The organism is Eubacterium sp. MSJ-13, from assembly GCF_018918235.1.
Taxonomy (GTDB): Bacteria; Bacillota; Clostridia; order Lachnospirales; family Lachnospiraceae; genus Butyribacter.
The window spans coordinates 14,059-37,424 of record NZ_JAHLQE010000106.1 but is presented as its reverse complement, the minus strand read 5'-3'; the positions used below and the strand labels follow the sequence as shown (position 1 = coordinate 37,424).

22 protein-coding genes are annotated in these 23,366 nt (G+C 38.1%); all 22 read left to right on the top strand.

What is annotated here, in order from left to right; genetic code table 11:
• The first annotated feature begins 84 nt into the window (after positions 1-84).
• The 22 genes from folD to KQI69_RS06815 all read left to right on the top strand — a co-directional run bounded on the left by folD (position 85) and on the right by KQI69_RS06815 (position 23,283).
• Complete coding sequence (gene folD / locus KQI69_RS06920; RefSeq protein ID WP_216564613.1) at positions 85-924, top strand: bifunctional methylenetetrahydrofolate dehydrogenase/methenyltetrahydrofolate cyclohydrolase FolD; 840 nt, start codon at positions 85-87, stop codon at positions 922-924.
• A 20-nt stretch (positions 925-944) separates the two neighbouring features.
• Positions 945-2,270: a 30S ribosomal protein S12 methylthiotransferase RimO gene (gene rimO, locus KQI69_RS06915; RefSeq protein ID WP_216564612.1), complete on the top strand. Its 1,326-nt coding sequence runs from the start codon at positions 945-947 to the stop codon at positions 2,268-2,270.
• A 14-nt stretch (positions 2,271-2,284) separates the two neighbouring features.
• On the top strand, positions 2,285-2,833 hold the full coding sequence (gene pgsA, locus KQI69_RS06910) for a CDP-diacylglycerol--glycerol-3-phosphate 3-phosphatidyltransferase (RefSeq protein ID WP_216564611.1): 549 nt from the start codon (positions 2,285-2,287) through the stop codon (positions 2,831-2,833).
• 20 nt (positions 2,834-2,853) lie between these two features.
• The gene (locus KQI69_RS06905; RefSeq protein ID WP_216564610.1) at positions 2,854-4,080 is read left to right on the top strand and encodes an NAD(P)/FAD-dependent oxidoreductase; all 1,227 of its coding nucleotides are present in this window, start codon (positions 2,854-2,856) and stop codon (positions 4,078-4,080) included.
• Between the two features lie 30 nt (positions 4,081-4,110).
• Positions 4,111-4,773 carry a (d)CMP kinase gene (gene cmk / locus KQI69_RS06900; RefSeq protein WP_216564609.1) on the top strand — a complete coding sequence of 221 codons (663 nt, stop codon included), beginning with the start codon at positions 4,111-4,113 and terminating at the stop codon, positions 4,771-4,773.
• Positions 4,774-4,824: 51 nt separating this feature from the next.
• Positions 4,825-5,673, top strand: a complete 849-nt coding sequence (ispH, locus tag KQI69_RS06895) for a 4-hydroxy-3-methylbut-2-enyl diphosphate reductase (RefSeq protein WP_216564608.1) — start codon at positions 4,825-4,827, stop codon at positions 5,671-5,673.
• A complete protein-coding gene (gene rpsA, locus KQI69_RS06890; protein WP_216564607.1) occupies positions 5,657-6,751 on the top strand; it encodes a 30S ribosomal protein S1 in 1,095 nt (364 codons plus the stop codon). The genes ispH and rpsA overlap by 17 nt, the downstream gene beginning before the upstream one ends.
• An 84-nt stretch (positions 6,752-6,835) precedes the next feature.
• The gene (locus tag KQI69_RS06885) at positions 6,836-7,618 is read left to right on the top strand and encodes a protein-glutamate O-methyltransferase CheR (protein ID WP_216564606.1); all 783 of its coding nucleotides are present in this window, start codon (positions 6,836-6,838) and stop codon (positions 7,616-7,618) included.
• Between the two features lie 132 nt (positions 7,619-7,750).
• Positions 7,751-8,758 carry a phosphate acyltransferase PlsX gene (plsX, locus tag KQI69_RS06880; RefSeq protein WP_216564605.1) on the top strand — a complete coding sequence of 336 codons (1,008 nt, stop codon included), beginning with the start codon at positions 7,751-7,753 and terminating at the stop codon, positions 8,756-8,758.
• A gap of 10 nt (positions 8,759-8,768) precedes the next feature.
• On the top strand, positions 8,769-8,987 hold the full coding sequence (locus KQI69_RS06875; protein WP_216564604.1) for an acyl carrier protein: 219 nt from the start codon (positions 8,769-8,771) through the stop codon (positions 8,985-8,987).
• Between the two features lie 47 nt (positions 8,988-9,034).
• The gene (rnc, locus tag KQI69_RS06870) at positions 9,035-9,718 is read left to right on the top strand and encodes a ribonuclease III (protein WP_216564603.1); all 684 of its coding nucleotides are present in this window, start codon (positions 9,035-9,037) and stop codon (positions 9,716-9,718) included.
• 19 nt (positions 9,719-9,737) lie between these two features.
• On the top strand, positions 9,738-13,301 hold the full coding sequence (gene smc, locus KQI69_RS06865; protein WP_216564602.1) for a chromosome segregation protein SMC: 3,564 nt from the start codon (positions 9,738-9,740) through the stop codon (positions 13,299-13,301).
• Positions 13,302-13,835: 534 nt separating this feature from the next.
• Complete coding sequence (gene ftsY / locus KQI69_RS10475; protein WP_371818768.1) at positions 13,836-14,780, top strand: signal recognition particle-docking protein FtsY; 945 nt, start codon at positions 13,836-13,838, stop codon at positions 14,778-14,780.
• 151 nt (positions 14,781-14,931) lie between these two features.
• Complete coding sequence (gene ilvA / locus KQI69_RS06855) at positions 14,932-16,152, top strand: threonine ammonia-lyase (RefSeq protein ID WP_216564600.1); 1,221 nt, start codon at positions 14,932-14,934, stop codon at positions 16,150-16,152.
• Positions 16,153-16,325: 173 nt separating this feature from the next.
• Positions 16,326-17,576 (top strand): ATP phosphoribosyltransferase regulatory subunit, encoded by a 1,251-nt coding sequence (hisZ, locus tag KQI69_RS06850; protein ID WP_216564599.1) that lies wholly within the window; start codon positions 16,326-16,328, stop codon positions 17,574-17,576.
• Between the two features lie 10 nt (positions 17,577-17,586).
• Complete coding sequence (hisG, locus tag KQI69_RS06845) at positions 17,587-18,231, top strand: ATP phosphoribosyltransferase (protein WP_055943344.1); 645 nt, start codon at positions 17,587-17,589, stop codon at positions 18,229-18,231.
• Positions 18,232-18,245: 14 nt separating this feature from the next.
• Complete coding sequence (gene hisD / locus KQI69_RS06840; protein ID WP_216564598.1) at positions 18,246-19,535, top strand: histidinol dehydrogenase; 1,290 nt, start codon at positions 18,246-18,248, stop codon at positions 19,533-19,535.
• A 169-nt stretch (positions 19,536-19,704) separates the two neighbouring features.
• The gene (gene hisB / locus KQI69_RS06835) at positions 19,705-20,313 is read left to right on the top strand and encodes an imidazoleglycerol-phosphate dehydratase HisB (RefSeq protein ID WP_216564597.1); all 609 of its coding nucleotides are present in this window, start codon (positions 19,705-19,707) and stop codon (positions 20,311-20,313) included.
• A 3-nt stretch (positions 20,314-20,316) separates the two neighbouring features.
• Complete coding sequence (hisIE, locus tag KQI69_RS10600) at positions 20,317-21,588, top strand: bifunctional phosphoribosyl-AMP cyclohydrolase/phosphoribosyl-ATP diphosphatase HisIE (protein WP_216564596.1); 1,272 nt, start codon at positions 20,317-20,319, stop codon at positions 21,586-21,588.
• A 17-nt stretch (positions 21,589-21,605) separates the two neighbouring features.
• The gene (locus KQI69_RS06825) at positions 21,606-21,782 is read left to right on the top strand and encodes a hypothetical protein (RefSeq protein WP_216564595.1); all 177 of its coding nucleotides are present in this window, start codon (positions 21,606-21,608) and stop codon (positions 21,780-21,782) included.
• Between the two features lie 100 nt (positions 21,783-21,882).
• Positions 21,883-22,374: a CYTH domain-containing protein gene (locus tag KQI69_RS06820; RefSeq protein ID WP_216564594.1), complete on the top strand. Its 492-nt coding sequence runs from the start codon at positions 21,883-21,885 to the stop codon at positions 22,372-22,374.
• Between the two features lie 27 nt (positions 22,375-22,401).
• The gene (locus KQI69_RS06815; RefSeq protein WP_216564593.1) at positions 22,402-23,283 is read left to right on the top strand and encodes a sulfide/dihydroorotate dehydrogenase-like FAD/NAD-binding protein; all 882 of its coding nucleotides are present in this window, start codon (positions 22,402-22,404) and stop codon (positions 23,281-23,283) included.
• The last annotated feature ends 83 nt before the right edge of the window (positions 23,284-23,366 follow it).

Below are 23,366 nucleotides of genomic sequence, written 5' to 3'. Positions count from 1 at the left end.
CACTATCAGACAGGTAGCAGAGCGGATTGAAAATATCCGCCTGACATCATGTAAAGATAAATGACAGAAAGGAAACGACATAATATGGCAAAGATAATTGATGGTAAGAAGATTTCACAGGAAATTAAGGATGAACTTAAGGAGAGAGTGGCTGCTCTTAAAGAAAAGGGTGTTGAGGTCACTCTTGCGGTTATTCAGGTTGGAAATAATCCGGCTTCAACTGTTTATGTTGGAAATAAGAAAAAGGCTTGTGCCTATGTTGGTATAAGATCGCTTGCGTACGAACTTCCTGAGGAGACTACGGAAGCTGAACTTCTTGAGCTTGTTGAAAAATTAAATAAAGATGATTCGGTAAACGGGATTTTGGTACAGCTTCCGCTGCCTAAACATATTGATGAGGATAAGGTTATCAAGACTATTGCCCCTGAAAAGGATGTTGACGGTTTCCATCCTGAGAGTGTCGGAAGACTGAGTATAGGGCAGAAAGGTTTTGTGTCATGTACTCCTGCCGGTATCATCCAGCTCTTGAAGCGTTCTGATATAGAGATTGACGGTAAAGAGTGTGTTATAATAGGAAGAAGTAATATCGTAGGAAAGCCTATGGCTATGCTTTTACTCAGGGAGAATGGAACTGTTACTATCTGCCATTCACATACAAAAGATTTAAAAGAAGTTACAAGGCGTGCGGATATACTTATCGTTGCGATAGGTAAGACAAAATTCGTAACTGCTGATTATATCAAAGAGGGTGCTGTTGTTATTGATGTCGGAATGGATAGAGATGAGAATGGAAAACTCTGTGGTGATGTTGATTATGCAGATGTAGAGTCAAAGGCAGGTGCGATAACACCTGTTCCAGGCGGAGTAGGTCCGATGACTATCGCAATGCTTATGCATAACTGTGTAAGTTCAGTTGAAAAATAACTATAGAAAAGAGGAAGATTGTGAATATATATTTTGTGTCGCTTGGCTGTGATAAGAACCTTGTGGACAGTGAGATGATGATTACATCTCTTAGAAAAAACGGATTTGTTCTTACGGATGATATAGAAGATGCGGATGTTATAGTTGTAAATACCTGTTGCTTTATAGGTGATGCAAAGGAGGAGAGCATCAATACACTTATCGAGATGGGTGGTTATAAGGAGGGCAGATGCAAACTTCTGGTTGCGGCAGGCTGCCTTGCACAGAGATACCACAATGAGATTAAGGAGGATATTCCTGAGGTCGATCTTATTGTCGGCACGATGGGATATGAGGACTTATCGGAAAAGATAAATGAGGCTCTGGGTGGAAAGGGAGTCTTAGAATCTTTAAAGGATATTGATTACCTTCCGACACCGCTTACTGACAGGGACAGTATGTCGGGAGGCTACTATGCGTACTTAAAGATTGCGGAGGGATGTGACAAGTGTTGTACTTACTGTGTGATCCCAAAGGTCAGAGGTCATTACAGAAGTGTTCCTATGGATAATCTTATCGCACAGGCTAAACATTTGGTGGCAAACGGAGCGAAGGAACTTATACTTGTCGCACAGGAAACTACCCTTTACGGTAAGGACATATACGGCGAAAAGAGTTTGCCAAAGCTTCTTGAGGAGTTGTCAAAGATAGAGGAACTTAAATGGATAAGAATATTGTACTGCTATCCTGAGGAGATCACCGATGAGCTTATAGCTGCGATAAAAAATCTTCCAAAAGTATGCCACTATCTTGATATGCCTATACAGCATGGATCGGATGATGTGCTTAGAAGAATGGGAAGATGGACGAACAGAGAACAGATAGAGCAGACTGTTTCAAAACTTAGAAAAGAGATTCCTGATATTGCACTTAGGACAACTCTTATAACGGGATTTCCGGGTGAGACAGCGGAGGACTTTGAACAGGTAAAAGAGTTTGTTAAAAAAATGGAGTTTGACAGACTCGGTGTATTTACTTATTCGAGAGAGGAAGACACGCCGGCGGCTGAGATGGAAGATCAGATAGATGAAGAAATCAAAGAGGCAAGACGTGATGAGATAATGCAGATTCAGCAGGATATTGCCTTTGATAAGAGCAATTCAAGAGTGGGAGAAATATACGAAGTAATGATAGAGGGAAGGCTTCCGGACGAAGGAGTGTATATTGCTAGAACATACATGGATGCTCCAGATGTTGACGGATATGTTTTCATTCAATCAGATTACAATCTTGATTCGGGTGATTTTGTTAAGGTTGAGATAACAAGGTCAGACGAATATGATCTTATAGGTGAAATTTTAGATTGAGAGGTTGAGTTAGTATGAATCTACCAAATAAAATAACAATGTTGAGAGTTATAATGATACCGTTCTTTGCGTTTTTTATGCTTACTGATATGGTTGAAGGCTCTAAGTATATAGCTGCTGCGATTTTTATAATAGCATCGCTTACCGATACACTTGACGGATTTATTGCAAGAAAGTATAATCTTGTATCCAATTTTGGAAAGTTTATGGATCCACTTGCGGATAAGCTGCTTGTCAGTACAGCACTTATATGTTTTGTGTCAATACCTGACAATCCTATGCCTGTCTGGGGCGTTATCGTTATCATAAGCAGAGAGTTTATCATAAGCGGTTTCAGACTTGTCGCCGCAAATGAGGGTATCGTGCTTGCCGCAAGCTGGTGGGGCAAGGTTAAGACTACTGTCCAGATGGTAATGTCTGTACTTCTTATCGTGAATTTTGACGGTGAGGTCATAGATGTTATTGAAAATATATTTATCTATGCAGCTATTGCACTGACAGTGATATCGCTTATAGATTATCTTGTAAAGAACTGGAAAGTTCTTGATGACGGAAAAATGTGATAGAGAAAGGCTGACAAAAGATGGTTAGAGTAATAGTTGTCGGAGGCGGGGCAGCGGGAATGATGGCTGCCATATCTGCCGCGGATTCGGGAGCAGATGTTGTCCTTATCGAGAAGAACGAAAAACTTGGAAAAAAAATTTATATCACAGGCAAGGGAAGATGCAATATAACAAATGAAAGTGATGTAGAAGACCTACTAAAAAATGTAAGGTCAAATCCAAAGTTTTTGTATAGTGCTTTTTATACATTTGACAGTTACCGCATGATGGACTTCTTAGAGAGTGAAGGTCTTAAGATAAAGACCGAGAGGGGAAACAGGGTTTTCCCTGAATCAGACAAGTCCTCTGATGTGATAAGGACACTAAAAAAGGCACTTGAAAAAAGAGGAGTAAAAATCCTGTTAAATACAAAGGTAAATAATATAGAGATTGAAAATGGTGTATGTAGGGGAGTTGTCACACAGTCAGGAAACAGAAGCGATAGATATGCGGCAGATAAAGTTATCGTTGCAACAGGAGGATGTTCCTATCAGTCAACAGGTTCAACGGGGGATGGTTACAGGTTTGCAAAAGAGGCAGACATAAAGGTGACTAAATGTTATCCTTCGCTTGTGCCGTTTAACATTGACTCTGACATACCAAAGAGATTACAGGGACTTTCACTTAGGAATGTAAAAATGACGCTTACTGATAAAGGTAAGGTGATATATGAGGAACTTGGTGAGATGTTGTTTACCCATTTTGGTGTGAGTGGTCCTCTTGTTTTAAGTGCGAGTACACTTGTTGCCGGTAAGGATATGTCTGATGTCCGGATAAGCATTGACTTAAAACCTGCACTGTCAAATGAACAGCTTGACGAGAGGATATTGAGAGATTTTTCTGAAAACAAAAACAGTTATTTTAAGAATAGTCTGTCAAGGCTTCTGCCATCAAAAATGATACCGGTAATAGTTGAGATGTCAGGCATTGATGAGCAGAAACAGGTAAATAATATAACAAAAGAAGAAAGACATGAACTTGTCGGTCTTTTAAAGGGACTTACATTTAAGATAGACAGTCTGCGTGGATTTAACGAAGCTATAATAACAAAAGGCGGTGTATCAGTTAAGGAGATAAATCCCGGAACGATGGAATCAAAGAAAGTTAAAGGGCTTTTCTTTGCGGGAGAAGTTCTTGATCTTGATGCGGTCACGGGAGGCTACAATCTTCAGATAGCATGGTCAACAGGGTATCTTGCAGGAATGTAGTAATAATAAAACAGGACAACGGAGGAAAATATGTATAATATAGCGATAGATGGACCGGCAGGTGCCGGAAAGAGTACGATAGCCAAAAAGGCAGCAAAGAAACTTGACTTTATCTATGTTGATACAGGGGCTATGTACAGAGCGATAGCACTGTACTTTATAAGAGAAGGTGTGAAAGCTGAGGATGAAAATACTATCAGTGAAAAATGTGGAGATATTGATGTATCGATAGATTATGTTGACGGTGCACAGCAGGTTATCTTAAACGGAGAGAATGTAAATGATCTTATAAGAACCGAGCAGGTGAGCATGATGACTTCAAATATCTCAAAATATCCGGCTGTAAGGGAGAAACTCTTAAATCTCCAGAGACAGTTAGCTGCACAGAAAAATGTTATAATGGATGGCAGGGATATAGGGACATGCGTACTTCCTGACGCAAAGACAAAGATATTCCTTACTGCGAGTGCAAGGGAGAGAGCGAGAAGAAGATATAAAGAGCAGGTTGAGAGAGGAATAGAGTGTGACATCGACCAGATAGAAAAAGACATAATCGCAAGGGATGAGCAGGATATGAACAGAGAGATAGCACCGTTAAAGCAGGCGGAGGATGCTGTACTTATCGACTCATCTGATATGAGTATCGAGCAGGTTGTAGATGCTATCATTGATGCTTTTGAGAAAACAAAGTAGCGTTTTTTTGAAGTTCAGATGCTTGCATGAGTTTATGGTATAAGGAGTAATATGAGAGAAGTTATAACTGCAAAAAGTGCAGGATTTTGTTTTGGAGTTAAGCGTGCCGTTGATATGGTTTATGATGAGGCAGGGAAGGATAACAGGGTTTTTACGCTTGGACCTATCATTCACAATGAGCAGGTGGTAAAAGATTTAGAAAAAAAAGGTGTAAAAGTGCTCCATTCTGTTAATGATATAGATGAGGGTGCAAATACAACTGTCATAATACGTTCACATGGAGTATCCGAGGAGATTGTAAAAAAACTTGAGGAAAAAAATGTAAATATTATAGATGCAACATGTCCATTTGTGTCAAAAATACACAAAATAGTAAAAAAAGAATCCCAGGAAGGGCGTACTGTTGTGATAGTAGGAAGTGATAACCATCCGGAAGTAGAGGGAATAAAGGGGTGGTGTGTAAATAAGCCAGTTGTGTTAGAAAGTATTGAAGAAGCCGAAAAATTTACCCCTGACAGTGAAAAAAAGCTGTGCGTTGTATCACAAACGACATTTAATTACAAGAAATTCAAAGATATAGTTGATATTTTATCCAAAAAGAGTTATGATATAGATGTTATGAATACAATTTGCAACGCTACTGAAGAGCGTCAGACAGAAGCGGGTACTATTGCGAGGCAATCCGACGCGATGTTAGTAATAGGTGGAAAACATAGTTCAAACACCCAGAAACTTTATGAAATTTGTAGAAAAGAGTGTGAGAACACATATTTTATACAGACACTTGATGACCTGGATTTGAAGCAATTTCAATCTTTTCGTAGCGTGGGTATTACTGCCGGGGCTTCAACCCCAAATAATATTATTAAGGAGGTTCAATCATATGTCAGAAATGAATAATGAATTTGAACAGTTATTGGAAGAATCATTAGTAACAATCCACAATGGAGAGATTGTAGAAGGGACAGTTATCAGCGTTAAGGAAGATGAGATCATCTTAAACATCGGTTACAAGGCTGACGGTATTATCACGAGAAATGAATACAGTAATCAGTCAGGCATCGACCTTAGGGAAGTTGTAAAAGAAGGCGACAAGATGAAAGCTAAAGTTCTTAAGGTAAATGATGGTGAGGGACAGGTTCTTCTCACATACAAGCGTTTAGCTATGGAACAGAGCAATGAGCATATCAAAGAAGCCTTTGAAAACCATACAGTATTAAAGGCAACTGTAACAGATGTCTTAACAGGTGGATTAAGTGTTGTTGTTGAAGAGACAAAGGTATTTATTCCTGCAAGCCTTGTATCAGACACATACGAGAAAGATCTTTCAAAGTATGCAGGACAGGAAATAGAGTTTGTTATCAGTGAGTTCAATCCTAAGAAGAGAAGAATCATCGGTGACAGAAAGCAGCTTTTAGTAGCAGAGAAGAAGAAACTTCAGGAAGAGTTATTCGCAAGAATACATGTTGGAGATGTTGTAGAGGGTACTGTTAAGAATCTTACAGATTTTGGTGCATTTATTGATTTAGGTGGAGCAGATGGTCTTCTTCATATTTCTGAAATGTCATGGGGACGTGTTGAGAATCCTAGAAAAGTATTTAATGTGGGAGATAAGACAAAAGTCCTTATTAAAGATATCAAAGATGATAAGATTGCACTCAGCCTTAAGTTTGAGGATCAGAATCCTTGGTTAAATGCAGCCGACAAGTATAGTGTTGGTTCAGTGGTTAAAGGTAAGGTTGCAAGAATGGCAGACTTTGGTGCATTTATCGAGCTTGAGCCTGGTGTTGATGCATTACTTCATGTTTCTCAGATTTCAAAAGAGCATGTTGACAAGCCATCAGATGCATTAAAGGTTGGACAGGAAATTGAGGCAAAGGTTGTTGATTTTAACCCTGATGATCACAAGATAAGCTTAAGTATTAAGGCTCTTTTAAATGACAATGAGTCAGAAGAAGAGGAAGAGGTTACAGAGTAATTTTTGTTGATTAGGACGCAGGATGTTCTTTAATACGCCAATCCGGTTGTTCGGATTGGCGTATTTTAATAAGGAGGGATGAATATGGGTGATTATGAAAAGTTTAAAGAAAAAGTGTATCAGCTCACAAAGATAGATCTGAGCAGTTACAAAGAAAGACAAATGAAAAGACGTATAGATTCATTGATAACGAAAAACAAGATTAAAAGTTATGATGAATATATAGAGGCAATAAAGAGCGACAAGAAAATGCTCGATGATTTTGTAACATACCTTACAATAAATGTATCTGAATTTTATCGTAATCCTGAGCAATGGAAACTTTTAGAAAACGAAATTCTTCCATATCTTTTTGAACGTTTTGGAAACGATCTTAAAATATGGAGTGCAGCATGCTCGACAGGAGATGAACCATATACACTTGTAATGTTATTGTCAAAATTTATTCCTTTAAATAAGATTAAAGTTATAGCAACAGATTTGGACAGAGTTGTATTGGAAAAAGCACAGGCAGGACTTTATGACGAAAAAAGTCTAAAAGGACTTCCGAAGGAGTACATAACAAAGTATTTTACAAAAGTAGGTACGAGAAGTTATCAGATTTCAGATGAGATAAAGAAACGTGTCGAATTTAAACAGCATAATCTTCTTAAAGATACATATCCTACAGGCTGCAATATGATCGTCTGCAGGAATGTAATGATATATTTTACAGAGGAAGCAAAGGCAGAGATATATAAGAAATTTAATACATCTCTTAAAAATGATGGTATTTTATTTGTTGGAAGTACTGAGCAGATAATAGCACCCGGAGAATCCGGATTTTCAACATATAAATCATTTTTCTATAAGAAGGCAGCTCATTAATGGGCTGCTTTTTTCACTTCAAAATTCAATTAGCTTGCACTATTGTGTTTTTTTTAGTAAAATGAGGATTGTGTATAAAAGTATGGAAGAAAACAGATATTTTATGTAAATTAATGAAATATGAGGTGAAATATGAGTGATATGATTAAAGTTGTTGTTGATGCCATGGGTGGAGACAATGCACCGGAGGCACCGATTAAAGGTGCGGTTGATGCAGTCAATGAAAATGAAAAGATACATGTTGTATTGGTTGGAAGAACAGATGACATCAAAACAGAACTTGCAAAATATACTTATGATAAGGAACGCATGTCGATAGTACATGCAGACGATGTTATAGGATTTGATGAGCCTCCTGTAATGGCTATAAGAAAAAAGAAAAATTCTTCGATTGTTGTTGGAATGAATCTTGTAAAACATGGAGAGGCAGATGCATTTGTATCGGCTGGAAGTACAGGGGCAATACTTGTTGGTGGCCAGTTTGTTGTGGGTAGAATCAAAGGCGTAGAGCGTTCGCCTCTCGCACCGCTTATTCCTACAGCAAAAGGACCAGCACTATTGATAGATTGTGGTGCGAATGTAGATGCAAGAGCGTCACATCTTGTCCAGTTTGCAAAGATGGGTTCAATATACATGGAAAGAATTGTCGGCATAAAGAATCCGCGTGTGGCTATTGTAAATATAGGTGCTGAAGAAGAAAAAGGAAATATGCTTGTAAAGGAGACTTATCCTCTTTTGAAAGAATGTAAGGATATCAATTTTATCGGAAGTATCGAGGCAAGGGACATACCGAAGGGGGATGCTGATGTTATAGTATGTGAAGCGTTCGTAGGTAATGTAATACTTAAATTATACGAGGGCCTTGCAGCAACACTTCTCGGAAAAGTAAAAGAGGGACTTATGTCAAGCCTTAGAAGTAAGATAGGGGCACTTCTTATTAAACCTGCACTTAAATCAACACTTAAACAGTTTGATACATCAGATCAGGGTGGAGCACCTTTACTTGGTTTAAACGGGCTTGTTGTAAAAGCACATGGAAGTTCAACAAGTGTGGAGATTACACAGGCTATAAGACAATGCATACAGTTCAATGAAGAAAAGATAAATGAAAAGATAAAAGAAAATCTTATTATTGAATAGGTGGTGCTATATGGAATTCAAAAAACTTCAAAAAATAATTGCAGAGGTTTTGAACATTGATGATACGGATATAGTTCAGGAAATGAGCTTTGTTAATGATCTTGGTGCGGATTCTCTTGAACTTTTTCAGATACTTATGGGAGTTGAAAAAGAGTTTGACATATCAGTAGATGAAGAAAAATTAAAAAGTGTGATTACTGTTGGTGATCTGCTTGAACTTATCTGTTAAGAGATAAAAGCATCATATATGATTGTGGAATGTTAGGAGTGTGCCTGATGAAACAGGAAAAATTATTAGAGTTTCAGAAAAAAATAGGATATGAATTTAAAAATACGGACTTACTTATAACAGCGCTTACGCATAGTTCATATTCAAATGAAAACAGATTGAAAAAATATATGTGCAATGAGAGGCTTGAGTTTCTAGGTGACGCTGTATTAGAATTGGTATCAAGTGAGCAGATTTATAAAGAGAATCCGACAAAGCCGGAGGGTGATATGACAAGAATCAGGGCAAGCTGGGTATGTGAGCCTACACTTGCACTGTGTGCAAGAGATATAAACCTTGGTGAATATGTAATGCTTGGAAGAGGTGAAGACCTTACAGGAGGAAGAGAGAGAGATTCTATATTGTCAGATACTCTTGAAGCTACTATCGGAGCAGTATATCTTGATGGTGGATTTGAAAAAGCAAGGGATTATATTGACAGGCATATATTAAAGGATATAGAAAAGAAAAAACTTTTTTATGACAGCAAGACGATATTGCAGGAAATAGTTCAGGGGAAACACCTTGACATGGGATATGAACTTATTAATGAAGAGGGACCGGATCATAATAAATCTTTCACTGTTGCGGTGACCATAAATGGTGAGAGATTTACAACAGCTACCGGCAGAACAAAGAAGAAAGCAGAGCAGTCAGCCGCATATCAGGCTATACTTAAACTTCACAAATAATTGGTCAGGAGAACATTGGATGTATTTAAAAAGCTTAGAAGTACATGGTTTTAAGTCATTTGCTAACAAATTAATATTTGAATTTCATGACGGCATAACTGCAATCGTAGGACCAAATGGCAGTGGCAAAAGTAACGTTGCAGACGCTGTCAGATGGGTGCTTGGAGAACAGAGTGCAAAACAGCTTCGTGGTGCAAAGATGGAAGATGTGATTTTTGCGGGAACGCAGATGAGAAAACCACTTGGATTTGCATATGTAGCTATTACGATAAGCAATGAGGATCATAAATTAAATGTTCCATATGAAGAAGTTAAGATAGCAAGAAGAGTTTACAGATCAGGTGAGAGTGAGTATCTTTTAAATGGTGCGGCATGCAGACTTAAAGACGTCCAGGAATTATTGTTTGACACAGGAATAGGAAAGGAAGGTTATTCAATAATTGGGCAGGGACAGATAGATAAAATTCTTAGCGGAAAGCCTGAGGAAAGGCGTGAACTCTTTGATGAGGCGGCAGGTATTGTCAAATACAAGAGAAGAAAGGCTGCTGCACAGAAAAATCTTGAGGAAGAGAGACATAATTTAGAGAGAATAGAAGATATACTGTCAGAGATAGAAAAACAGGTAGGACCTTTAGAAAAGCAGGCCGGGAAAGCAAAGCAGTATCTTACATTTCGTGATGAATTAAGAACGCATGATGTAAATATGTTTCTTATAGAGTATGATCGTATACACGATGAAGTAAAAGCATTTGAAGAAAAGCAGGCTATTGCAGAGCATGATCTTCAAGATGCAAGTAGTGAGTATGAGAAGAGCAAGGCTGAATATGAAAAATTGCAGGCTGAACTTGATGAAAAGATAAAAAGCATAGAAGTTCATAGAGAAAATTTAAATTCGTCAAGGGTAATGCTGAATAACTATGAAGGCGATATAAGACTTTTAAATGAGAAGATACATGGCATAAAGCAGAGTGAAAATCACTATAAGGAAGCGATAGATGATTATCAGCTTAGAATAAAAAAGTATGATCGTGAGTACAAGCAGTATCAGCAGCAGAAAAAAGACAATAATAACAAAATAGAGGAAATAAATTTTTTATCTGAAGAAAATAGAGGACATATTGAACAACAGAAGCGTGATGTTACTGAAATCGAGAAGTGTATAAAAGATATACAGGAACAAAAACTTGCAGGAATAAATGCAACAGCGGATGTAAAGAGTGAAGAGTTAAAGTATAAGACTCTGTTAGAACAAAATAGTATAAAGAGGGCAGAACTTAATAAAAGAATACTTCAGAATAAATCAGAGACATCTGTTCTGACTGAAAACATTACTGCTCACAAAAGAGCTTATGATGAAGTGACTGAGAAGATAAATGCAATAGATGATGCAGGGATTTCTATGCAGGATGCACTTGATGAAGCTGTTGTGGAAAATCAGAATGTTAACAGGGAACATAGTGATATTCAGCAGAAATTTCACATGGAAAATTCAAGATTGAACTCTCTTAAAAACATGACTGAGAGATATGAGGGATTTGGCCAGAGTATAAAGCGTGTCATGGAAAGAAAAAAGGATACTGCGGGAATAATTGGTGTAGTTGCTGATATCATAAGAGTTAAAAAGGAATATGAAGTTGCCGTTGAGACCGCACTTGGAGGAAGTATACAGAATATTGTAACTGACAATGAGCAGACTGCAAAAAAAATGATAGAGTATCTGAAAAAGAACAAGTATGGACGAGCTACATTTTTACCGCTTACAAATATTCATAAAAGAGCTGCAAATAATGCTGTAAATATTATGTCTGAAAAAGGTGTTATTGGAATGGCATCGGAGCTTGTTGTTGCAGAAGACAGATACAGTGAACTTGTAAATTATCTGCTTGGCAGATTTATAGTTGTTGATAATATAGACAACGCTATTGTGCTTGCAGCTAAATATCATCATACGTTGAGAATTGTTACTACTGAGGGGGAACTTCTTAATCCGGGCGGTTCAATGTCAGGTGGTGCATTTAAAAATAATAATAATCTTCTTGGCAGGCGCAGACAGATAAGTCAGCTTGAAGATGAAGTTTCAGATTTGAAGGCTCAGTTAAAAAAATTATCAGAATCCATAGGAGCTGGGGAAAACAAGATTGCCCAACTGAGGGAAAAGATAAGTGCAAACAGCAAAGTAAAACAGGAGTTTATTGTTAAGCAGAATACAGCTAAGATAGGATATGAACGTGCTGTTGCTGATCTGAAAAAAAATGAAGAACAGCTTGAACTTATCAGAATTGAAGGGATGAGAATAGAGGAAGATAGGGACAAGCTTAAAAATGTTATGAATGGCATTGCGGAAGCTTTGGTAAGAAACGAAGATGAATCAAAAGTTTTTGATGAAAAGATAGATAAATACCAAGCGGAACTTTCTGATATTAGAAAACAGCTTGAAATGTCAGAGGAAAAAGAGGCAGGATTTGCACTTGAACTTACATCACTTACACAGGGCATAGGATTTATCAGTGAGAATATAGTTCGTATTGAGCAGGGCAGAGCTTTAGTTATGGAACAATTGAACCAGACGATAGAAAACAGTAAAAATATCGATGGTCAGATTAAAGAAAAAAAAGATGAGATTTTAAGAACTCAAAATTTTATAAAAGATAAGAAGAAAGAAGCAGAAAGATTAGAAAAGCAGATTGAAGAGGAAAATCAGGAGAGGGAGGAACTTTCAGAAAAAACAAAGACTTTTCTTGACAAAAGAGAAGAATTGTCAAAAAATATAAATGATCTCAAAATGGAATGTTTCAGACTTTCAGGCAGAAAAGAGAAACTGACAGAGAGCATTGATAATTATACTAATTATATGTGGGAACAGTATGAGCTTACATATCACAGTGCACTTTCACTTAAGACGCAGACGGGGCTTACGATTCCGGGTATGAAAGCAAAAATCAGTGAAATAAAGAAACAGATAAAATCGCTTGGTTCTGTAAATGTCAATGCAATCGAACAATATAAGGAGATTTCAGAAAGGTATGAACTTCTCACAACTCAGCATGATGATTTGATAGAAGCAGCACAGGTGCTTGAAAAGATCATAGAAGATCTTGATGTGGAAATGAGAAAACAGTTTGAGGAACAATTTTCGGAGATAAAGAGCAGATTTGACAATGTATTTAAAGAATTGTTTGGTGGTGGAAGAGGCACACTTGAACTTATACAAGGTGAAGATATTCTTACAGCGGGAATTAAGATAATCGCTCAGCCACCTGGAAAGAAACTTCAAAATATGATGCAGCTTTCAGGTGGTGAAAAGGCGCTTACCGCCATTGCACTTTTATTTGCGATACAAAGTTTAAAACCATCTCCTTTCTGTCTTCTTGACGAGATAGAGGCAGCACTTGATGATTCAAATGTAGGCAGGTATGCGGACTATCTTCATAAACTTACGAAGGATACACAGTTTATAGTTATCACACATAGAAGAGGCACGATGAACGCAGCAGACATTCTTTATGGAATTACAATGCAGGAAAAAGGAATCTCAACGCTTGTATCAGTCAGCTTGCTTGATGATAAAGATATAGCGAACTGATATAAAATTAAATTTAGTATAATATGGGTTGTAGATTATTATAATAAAGTGAAATATGGAGGAATTATGTGGGAAAGTATAAAGAACAAATTTAGAAGAAAAAAACATGTTGAAGAAGAGAAAATTGAAGAGTCTGTTGTAAGTAATGAAGAAGAACAGAGCACTGATTCTGGGAAAATATTGGATGAGGAGTATTTACAGCCAGAAAGTGGTACAGATGAGTTGGGTTATCATGAAAAAACAACTGAAAATACAATTGAAGTTGAAAAATCTGATGTGGCACCGACAGAGAATGATGAAATTGATGATACCGGATATGAGGATTCTGAAACACTGGATGTTAAGTCAGAAAATGGTATTGACGAAGAGAAATCAGAAGATGAAGAAAAACTGGAAGAAACGGATAATCAAATACAAAATAATCTTTCATCAGAAGAAACAGAAAATGAAATTGAATTAAAACAGATTGATGATGAGCCGATAGATAGACAAATTGAAGACAGGACTGAGATTTCTGAGAATAAAGAGGAAGAAATAAAACCTGAAAAACCTAAAAAGAGAGGATTTTTCGGAAAACTTATAGATGGTCTGACTAAGACAAGGGACAGCTTTGTTTCAGGTCTTGAAAATGTTTTCAGCGGTTTTTCTGAGATTGATGACGATTTTTACGAGGAACTTGAGGAAGTTCTTATAATGGCAGATATAGGTGTTGCCACAACTGAGAAGATAATTGAAAATCTTCAGGCTAAGGTTAAGGAAAACAAGATTAAAGAGGTTGCGGTATGCAGACAGCTCCTTATCGATTCGATAAAGGAGCAGATGCGTGTACACGATGATGCGTATGATTTTGAAAATAAGAAATCAGTTGTTATGCTTATCGGAGTAAACGGTGTCGGAAAGACAACTTCTGTCGGAAAACTTGCGTCACAGTTTAAGGCAGACGGAAAGAAGGTTATCCTTGCGGCAGCAGATACTTTCAGAGCAGCAGCCATTGAACAGCTTACCGAGTGGTCAAACAGGGCAGGCGTTGAGCTTATCGCAGGTCAGGAGGGCGGAGACCCGGCGGCAGTCGTGTTTGATGCGGTTAATGCGGCGAAAGCGAGAAATGCTGATATACTTATATGTGACACAGCAGGACGACTTCACAATAAGAAAAATCTTATGGAGGAGTTAAAAAAGATAAACAGGATAGTTGAGAGAGAATATCCTGACGCATACAGAGAGACATTTGTCGTACTTGACGGAACGACAGGTCAGAATGCACTTGCACAGGCAAAACAGTTCAGTCAGGTTGCCGATATCACAGGAATAATCCTCACAAAACTTGATGGAACGGCTAAAGGTGGTATAGCGATAGCGATTCAGTCGGAAATGAACATTCCGGTTAAATATATAGGTATCGGTGAGCACATCGAGGATTTACAGAAATTTGATGCAGATGCGTTTGTAGATGCATTATTTGAGACAAAAGCAGAGTAGTGTGAAAAATCCATATATGCAATTTTTCACACACAAGATTTGTGTCTGCGTATACTTGACACAAATCTTATATGTGAAATATATCATATTTTACATTATGCACAAAAAACATGTGCGGAAATTAAGGATAATTTGAAAGGAGCATATAAAAATGTTGACATTAGAGAAATTTGAAGAAGCCTCAGAAAAGGTGAAGGAGGTCGTACTTCCTACAAACCTTATCTACAGTGAGTATTTTTCAGAGCAGACAGGAAATAAGGTTTATTTTAAGCCTGAAAATATGCAGTACACGGGAGCTTACAAAGTAAGAGGAGCTTATTATAAGATAAGCACGCTCTCAGAGGAAGAAAGAGAGAAAGGTCTTGTAACGGCATCGGCAGGAAACCATGCACAGGGAGTTGCCTATGCAGCAAAACTTTACGGTGTGCCTGCGACGGTAGTCATGCCTACGACTACTCCGCTTATCAAGGTAAACAGAACAAAAGGTTACGGAGCAAAAGTAGTTCTTCATGGTTCTGTATATGATGAGGCCTGCCAGTACGCACTTGAGCTTGCAAAAAAAGAGGGGGCAACATTTGTTCATCCTTTCAATGATGAAGTCGTAGCAACCGGACAGGGTACTATTGCAATGGAGATATTTAAGGAACTTCCTACGGTTGACATAATCCTTGTACCTATAGGAGGAGGCGGACTTGCAGCAGGAGTTTCAACACTTGCAAAACTCTTAAATCCTAACATAAAAGTAATAGGTGTCGAGCCGGCAGGGGCAAGCTGTATGAAAGCATCATTGGATGCAGGAAAGGTAGTTACGCTTCCAAATGTTGATACAATAGCAGACGGTACGGCGGTAAAGACACCGGGAGATATTGTATTCCCATATATCCAGAAAAACATTGATGATATAATAGCAGTAGAAGATCAGGAGCTTATCGTAAACTTCCTTGATATGATGGAAAATCATAAGATGCTCGTTGAAAACTCAGGTTTACTTACTGTTGCGGCACTTAAGCATCTTGACTGCAAGGGCAAAAAGATAGTTTCTATCTTAAGCGGTGGAAATATGGATGTAATAACACTCTCATCTGTCGTACAGCATGGTCTTATCGAGAGAGGACGAGTATTTACGGTATCAGTACAGCTTCCTGACAGACCGGGTGAACTTGTAAATGTGGCAAATGTTATCGCAAAACTTAAGGGTAATGTAATCAGGCTTGAGCATAACCAGTTTGTAAGCATAAACAGAAATTCAGCCGTTGAGCTCAGGATAACTCTTGAGGCATTTGGACATGACCATAAGAAAGAGATTATCGAAGCATTGAAAAAGCATGGATATGATCCGAAAGAGGAAAGTCCGACAGGATTATATCAGTAAAAATTTAACACTATCAAGCAAATAGCAGAGTGGACTGTGAATATCTGCTTGACTGTGCAGGAACGATTAAACATTAAAATTACAAAATAAAATATTCTACAAAAAAACATTTTGTAAAAGGGTTAGTGTGTTTTTTCGATTGAAAAAAATAAAATAAGAAGCGGAGGTTTAGCATGAGTCAGTTTAAAAATACAGCAGATTATATAGGTAGTGAGTTGCTCCATACACCGGGCGGTGTTAGAGATACTTACGGTGTAGAGTGTGAAAATAAATTGGATGTGGCCGGAAAGGTTCATAATGTTATGAAATCTTATGGTTTTGATGACATTCAGACTCCTACATTTGAATATTTTGACATATTCAGCAAAGAGAGAGGAACAGCTTCTTCAAAAGAGATGTTTAAGTTCTTTGACAGGGGAAACAATACACTTGTATTAAGACCGGATATGACACCTCCGATAGCAAGATGTGTTGCAAAGTATTACAGAGAGGAGCAGATGCAGATTCGTCTCTGCTATACGGCAAATACATTTGTAAATACAGATCCTTATAAGGGAAAACTTCAGGAAGTGACACAGGTAGGTGCGGAGCTTTTTGGCGATGCAAGTTCAGATGCGGACGCAGAGATGATAGCACTTACAGTCGAGAGTCTTTTAAGCAGTGGGCTTAAGAGATTTCAGCTTGAAGTAGGTCATGCTGATCTGTTCAGGGGAATAGTTGAAGAAGCAGGTTTTACACCTGAGGAAACAGAAAAATTACATGAGCTTATTGAGAGTAAAAATTTCTTTGGTGTTGAGGATCTTCTCGACAATCTGACAGTATCAGAGGGACTTAAGGAGGTAATATTAAAACTTCCTGACCTTTTAGATGATTTTGACGAGGCTGCCAAGTTTGTAAAAGAACGTTGCAAAAATGACAGGTTTTTAAAGGCTCTTGACAGACTTGCCAAACTTGATAATATATTAAAAATATACGGATTTACAGATTATGTTACGATAGACCTCAGTATGTTAAGCCATTACAGTTATTATACGGGAGTTATATTCAGGGCATATACATACGGCACTGGAGAGGCAGTTGCAACAGGCGGCCGTTATGATGGACTTGTAGGGCAGTTTGGAAAAGATACTCCTGCCATTGGTCTTGCTATCGTTTTAGACCAGCTTATGCTTGCACTTACAAGACAGGATATCCTAGATGAGAAACTTGTATCAGGATGTATTCTTCTCTATCCCAAAGAGCTCAGGGAAGAAGCATTAAACAAGGCTGCAGCACTCAGAAAATCGGGTGAGAATGTGCAGCTTGTGCGCAAATCTTCGCAGAAAGATATTGATATGTATAAAGATTATGCAAAGAGAATGAATAAGGAAAAACTCTTGTATTTAAAAGATAAGACTGTAGTTGAAGAAATAACATTCAAGTAGGAGGGACATAATGGAATATATAACATTTGCACTGGCAAAAGGAAGACTTGCGAAACACACATTAAGTCTTTTGGAAAAGATAGGAATCACCTGTGAGGAAATGAAAGATGAAAAGACAAGAAAACTCATATTTGTAAATGAGGAACTTGGATTTAAGTTTTTCCTTTCAAAAGCATCGGATGTCCCTACATATGTTGAACTTGGAGCAGCAGATATAGGAGTTGTCGGCAAAGATACGATACTTGAGGCTGGCAGAAAACTCTACGAAGTGTTAGACTTAAACTGTGGAAAATGCCGTATGTGTGTGGCAGGACCGGCGAGTGCGAGAGAAAAGTTAAACGATGGTTCGCTTATAAGAGTTGCAAGCAAATATCCGGGAATAGCAAAAGATTATTTTTACAATAAAAAACACCAGACAGTAGAGATAATCAAACTTAACGGCTCGGTAGAACTTGCACCTATCGTAGGACTTTCAGAAGTTATCGTTGATATTGTAGAAACAGGTTCTACATTAAGAGAAAACGGCCTTGAGGTCTTGGAGGAGATATGTCCTTTATCGGCGAGAGTAGTAGTGAACGAGGTGAGCATGAAAATGCAGCATGAAAGGATAACAAAACTTATCCGTGACCTAAAAAAAGTTATACCTGATGATTAAAAAGGGAGGCAGCCATGAGAATAGTTAAACTTACAGAGAATGAAAAAAATAATATACTGGAAAACCTTTTAAAGAGAAGTCCGAACCAGTACAGCAAATTTGAAGATACTGTAAATGACATTATAGAGAATGTCAGAGCAAACAAGGACAAGGCATTATTTGAATACACTGAAAAATTTGACGGTGTAAAGATTACCGAGGAGACATTCAAGGTAACAGATGAGGAGATAGAAGAAGCCTATACTAAGGTGGATGAGCGTCTTATCGAGATAATAAGAAAAGCTCTTGTAAATATCAGGGATTATCACCAGAAACAGGTTCGTTACAGTTGGTTTGACAGTAAGACCGACGGAACACTTCTCGGACAAAAGATAACACCACTTGCAAGAGTAGGTGTTTATGTGCCGGGCGGAAAAGCGGTATATCCGTCATCAGTGCTTATGAACATCGTACCGGCAAAGGTTGCAGGTGTTGAGAAAATAGTAATGACAACACCACCCGGAAAAGACGGAAAGGTATATCCTATAACACTCGTGGCAGCACATGAAGCAGGCGTAGATGAGATCTACAAGGTCGGTGGAGCACAGGCTATTGCGGCACTTGCATTTGGAACAGAGAGCATTAAGAAAGTTGACAAGATAGTAGGACCTGGAAATATTTTTGTTGCACTTGCAAAGAAAGCTGTTTACGGTCATGTAAGCATTGATTCTATCGCAGGACCAAGTGAGATACTTGTACTTGCAGATGAGACTGCAAATCCAAGATATGTGGCAGCAGACCTTTTATCACAGGCAGAGCATGACGAGATGGCATCGGCTATCCTTGTTACGACAAGTGAAGAACTTGCAAAGAAAGTATCAGAGGAAGTTGACGGATTTGTAAAAGTCCTTTCAAGAAAAGAGATAATACAGAAGTCGCTTGATTCCTACGGATATATACTTGTCGCAAATGATATGAAAGAAGCGATAGACACGGCAAACGAGATAGCATCAGAGCATCTTGAGATAGTGACAAAAAATCCGTTTGACACTATGACAAGAATAAAAAATGCAGGAGCGATATTCCTCGGAGAGTACAGCAGTGAGCCGCTCGGTGATTATTTTGCAGGACCAAACCATGTACTTCCTACAAATGGAACAGCAAAGTTTTTCTCGCCTCTTTCAGTTGACGATTTCATTAAGAAATCAAGCATAATATCATATTCTGAGGAAGCCCTTGAACTTATACATACGGATATTGAGGACTTTGCAAAGGCTGAAAAACTTACGGCACACGCAAACTCAATAGCTGTGAGATTTGAGTAAAAATAAGTATTTCAAAGCTTATGGTGTGTAGAGCACTAAGCAGTGGATAAGTGGGATGCTTATGTCAGTGGAAGAAAGCTTTTACTGACAGGTCGCAAAAGCGGAGCGTGAATGTCCGCTTTACTAAAAAACGGGCAGGAAACTGCATTGGAAAGGGTTGGTTTTTATTATGAGTGAAAATATAAATACAAGAACAGCCGAGGTTTCAAGAGTGACCGGAGAAACTGATATTTTAGTTAAGTTAAATCTTGATGGCAGCGGCAAGGCAGATATAGATACAGGCATTGGTTTTTTCGACCATATGCTGAACAGTTTTGCAAGACATGGTCTTTTTGACCTTACTGTTAAGGTTAAGGGAGATTTAGAGGTTGACTGCCATCATTCCATCGAAGATACAGGTATCGTTCTCGGTCAGGCGATAAAAGAAGCTGTCGGAGACAAGAAAGGTATTAAGAGATTTGGTGAGTGTATTCTTCCGATGGATGAGACTCTTATGCTCTGTGCACTTGACCTTTCGGGCAGACCTTATCTTGTCGAGAATATGGAGTTTAGCGTACCGAAAGTAGGAGAGTTTGACACAGAGATGGTACATGAATTTTTCTATGCCGTAAGTTATTCGGCAGGAATGAACCTTCACTTAAAAATGCTTGACGGTTCAAATAATCATCATATAATAGAAGCAGCGTTTAAATCATTTGCAAAGGCACTTGACAAGGCGGTAATGTATGACGAGAGGATAAGTGATGTACTGTCAACAAAAGGAAGTTTAGGAGAATAGGGTATGAAAAAGAAAAAAATAATCCCATTTATAAATGCTGAGAATGAATATCAGGAAAATATAATAAAACTTGCAGATGAATATGCGTGCAAGGGTGCAGATGAATTGTTTATCTACAATTATACTGGAGACGAGGCATCAAGAGAAGAATTTTTAAGCACAGCAAGAGCTATTGAAAAACAGATAGACATTCCGTTTATGATAGGAATGTATGTTGAGCGTTTTGAAGATGCAAAAAAGGCTCTCTACACCGGAGCGTACAGACTTGTGCTTAGAAATGCACTTATGCCGGAACAGAAAGTGATAGACGAGATAACAGCGAGATTTGACAAGGACAAACTTATGCTTGAGGTAGACATGAAAGCTGCTTTCATGGACGCAGAAGCACTTGATAAATATCATGATATGGGTATCGGCTCTGCAATGCTTAAACATATCGACTGCACAAAGAGTTTTACTGATGCCATAAATAACACAAAAATGGATATTATGATAAGAGACGGTCTTATAAGAAATGACCTCGCAGAGCTTTTATCATTTGAAAAAACGGATGCGGTATCGACAAATTATTTTGAGGATACTGAGGACAGGGATATATACAGGGCAAAAAGAGCCTTAAAAGAAAAGGGAATAGATGTAGAAGTGTTTGAAAGCCTTATTGATTTTTCTGATTTCAAACTTATGGATAATGGTCTTATCCCGGTAGTAGTTCAGGATTACCGCACAAATGAAGTTCTCATGGTTGCTTACATGAATGAGGAGTCATATGGAAAGACTATAGAGTGTGGCAGAATGACTTACTACAGCAGAAGCAGACAGGAGTTGTGGCTTAAAGGTGACACATCAGGTCATTACCAGTATGTAAAGAAGCTCATGCTCGACTGTGACAATGATACGATTCTTGCAAAGGTCCGTCAGGTTGGAGCTGCCTGCCATACAGGAAGCAGAAGCTGTTTCTTTAAGGAACTTGCCAAAAAAGAATATATTGAAACAAATCCATTGACAGTATTGCTTGAAGACTATAAAATTATCATGGACAGAAAAATAAATCCAAAGGAAGGTTCTTATACAAACTATCTTTTTGATAAGGGAATAGATAAGATTTTGAAAAAATGCGGCGAGGAGGCAACGGAGATCGTTATTGCTGCAAAAAATCCCGATTCGGAAGAACTTAAGTATGAGATAGCCGATTTCCTTTATCACATGATGGTTCTTATGGCAGAATGTGATCTGGATTGGAATGATATAACAAAGGAACTTGTCAACCGCAGATAGAAAGGTATGGTGAAAATATGACAGGAGCATTATTGTTAAAAGGTCTTGCGGACCTTACATTTGGAGGAGCGTTTTTATGGTATCTCGTTAAATTCCTTGTAAGCGTTGGACTTGCTTATGGTGCGATACTGCTTGGAATCAAGTGGCGTAAGTCAAAGAATGAAAAAACAGATAGTATTGTGGAAACAAAATAAAAACTGGCTTGGTTTAAAGAGGGTAACACTTTTAGGCTGAAAGTCAAGAAGTGGACTAATCAATCAGGTGGACAGTCTGAATATCAAAAAAGGCATATAAATGGAAATAGAAAAAAAATTCAAGATTAAAAAACTTCCTGACAATCTGGAACAATATGAACAGAAGCATATTGAGCAGGGGTATCTCTGCGTAAATCCGGTTGTCAGGATAAGAAAAAGTAATGACAGATATATTCTTACTTACAAGTCACTTGTAAGTGGCAGCGAAGATAAGAACACGGATGTCAGGATAAACAATGAAGTTGAAGTTTTCCTGACAAAGGAAGGGTATGAACATCTGAGAGAAAAGGTAGATGATAATCTTATCAAAAAGACAAGATATATAATACCGCTTGAAGATGGACATACAGGAGAACTTGATGTTTTTGGCGGAGTGCTTGATGGACTTTATTTTATTGAGGTCGAGTTTGAGAGTGAAAAAGATGCCAAAAACTTTGTACCGCCAGTATGGTTTGGCGAAAATGTAAGTGATGATAAACGATACGCAAATAGTTATTTATCAAAATGTAACGACCTAAGCGTATTTTTATAAAAAACGATTAAGAGATGGAGGCTCATTATGTTTAAGATTTTAAAGAAAGAGTATCTTGCCAACAACATCTGGCTTATGGATGTTGAGGCACCGAGAGTAGCAAAGTCATGTCAGCCCGGACAGTTTGTTATTGTAAAGACAGATGAAGAAGGAGAGAGAATCCCTCTTACAGTATGTGATTATGATAGAGAAAAGGGAACAGTTACGATAGTATTCCAGACAGTAGGAGCATCTACAACAGAGATGTCACGCTATGAAGTCGGAGAGAGCTTTATGGACTTCGTAGGACCTTTAGGATGTGCATCTGAACTTATCGAGATGCCTATAGAGGAGTTAAAGAAAGAAAAACTTTTATTCGTATGCGGTGGTGTTGGTACAGCTCCTGTATATCCACAGGTTAAATGGATGAAAGAACATGGTATTGATGTTGATGTTATCATCGGAGCACGTACAAAAGACATCATGATACTTGAAAATGAGATGCGTGAAGTTGCAGGAAATCTTTACATTGCAACAGATGACGGTTCTTATGGTTTCAAGGGAAATGCATGTGACCAGATAAATGAACTTGTAAAGAACTTAAACAAGACATATACAAGGGTTATAGCAATCGGACCTATGATAATGATGAAATTTGTTACTATACTTACAAAAGAACTTAATATACCTACAATAGTAAGTATGAACCCTATCATGGTCGATGGAACAGGTATGTGTGGTGCCTGTCGTCTTAAAGTAGGCGATGAGATTAAGTTTGCCTGCGTAGACGGACCTGAGTTTGACGGTCATCTTGTAGACTTTGACCAGGCTATGCGCCGCCAGAGAATGTATAAAACAGAAGAAGGCAGAGCAATGCTTAAACTCGAAGAGGGAGATACACATCACGGTGGATGTGGTAACTGCCAGTAGAAGAAAAAATACAGTAATGCGGGAATACTCCGTGATGGAGTTGCGTCAGATAATATTTAAAAATAAACATATGCCCGCAAATA

Coding starts and splice junctions, on each gene's coding strand:
- folD (WP_216564613.1), top strand. CDS start 85: ATGGCAAAGATAATTGATGGTAAGAAGATTTCACAGGAAATTAAGGAT.
- pgsA (WP_216564611.1), top strand. CDS start 2,285: ATGAATCTACCAAATAAAATAACAATGTTGAGAGTTATAATGATACCG.
- KQI69_RS06905 (WP_216564610.1), top strand. CDS start 2,854: ATGGTTAGAGTAATAGTTGTCGGAGGCGGGGCAGCGGGAATGATGGCT.
- cmk (WP_216564609.1), top strand. CDS start 4,111: ATGTATAATATAGCGATAGATGGACCGGCAGGTGCCGGAAAGAGTACG.
- ispH (WP_216564608.1), top strand. CDS start 4,825: ATGAGAGAAGTTATAACTGCAAAAAGTGCAGGATTTTGTTTTGGAGTT.
- rpsA (WP_216564607.1), top strand. CDS start 5,657: ATGTCAGAAATGAATAATGAATTTGAACAGTTATTGGAAGAATCATTA.
- KQI69_RS06885 (WP_216564606.1), top strand. CDS start 6,836: ATGGGTGATTATGAAAAGTTTAAAGAAAAAGTGTATCAGCTCACAAAG.
- plsX (WP_216564605.1), top strand. CDS start 7,751: ATGAGTGATATGATTAAAGTTGTTGTTGATGCCATGGGTGGAGACAAT.
- KQI69_RS06875 (WP_216564604.1), top strand. CDS start 8,769: ATGGAATTCAAAAAACTTCAAAAAATAATTGCAGAGGTTTTGAACATT.
- rnc (WP_216564603.1), top strand. CDS start 9,035: ATGAAACAGGAAAAATTATTAGAGTTTCAGAAAAAAATAGGATATGAA.
- smc (WP_216564602.1), top strand. CDS start 9,738: ATGTATTTAAAAAGCTTAGAAGTACATGGTTTTAAGTCATTTGCTAAC.
- ilvA (WP_216564600.1), top strand. CDS start 14,932: ATGTTGACATTAGAGAAATTTGAAGAAGCCTCAGAAAAGGTGAAGGAG.
- hisZ (WP_216564599.1), top strand. CDS start 16,326: ATGAGTCAGTTTAAAAATACAGCAGATTATATAGGTAGTGAGTTGCTC.
- hisG (WP_055943344.1), top strand. CDS start 17,587: ATGGAATATATAACATTTGCACTGGCAAAAGGAAGACTTGCGAAACAC.
- hisD (WP_216564598.1), top strand. CDS start 18,246: ATGAGAATAGTTAAACTTACAGAGAATGAAAAAAATAATATACTGGAA.
- hisB (WP_216564597.1), top strand. CDS start 19,705: ATGAGTGAAAATATAAATACAAGAACAGCCGAGGTTTCAAGAGTGACC.
- hisIE (WP_216564596.1), top strand. CDS start 20,317: ATGAAAAAGAAAAAAATAATCCCATTTATAAATGCTGAGAATGAATAT.
- KQI69_RS06825 (WP_216564595.1), top strand. CDS start 21,606: ATGACAGGAGCATTATTGTTAAAAGGTCTTGCGGACCTTACATTTGGA.
- KQI69_RS06820 (WP_216564594.1), top strand. CDS start 21,883: ATGGAAATAGAAAAAAAATTCAAGATTAAAAAACTTCCTGACAATCTG.
- KQI69_RS06815 (WP_216564593.1), top strand. CDS start 22,402: ATGTTTAAGATTTTAAAGAAAGAGTATCTTGCCAACAACATCTGGCTT.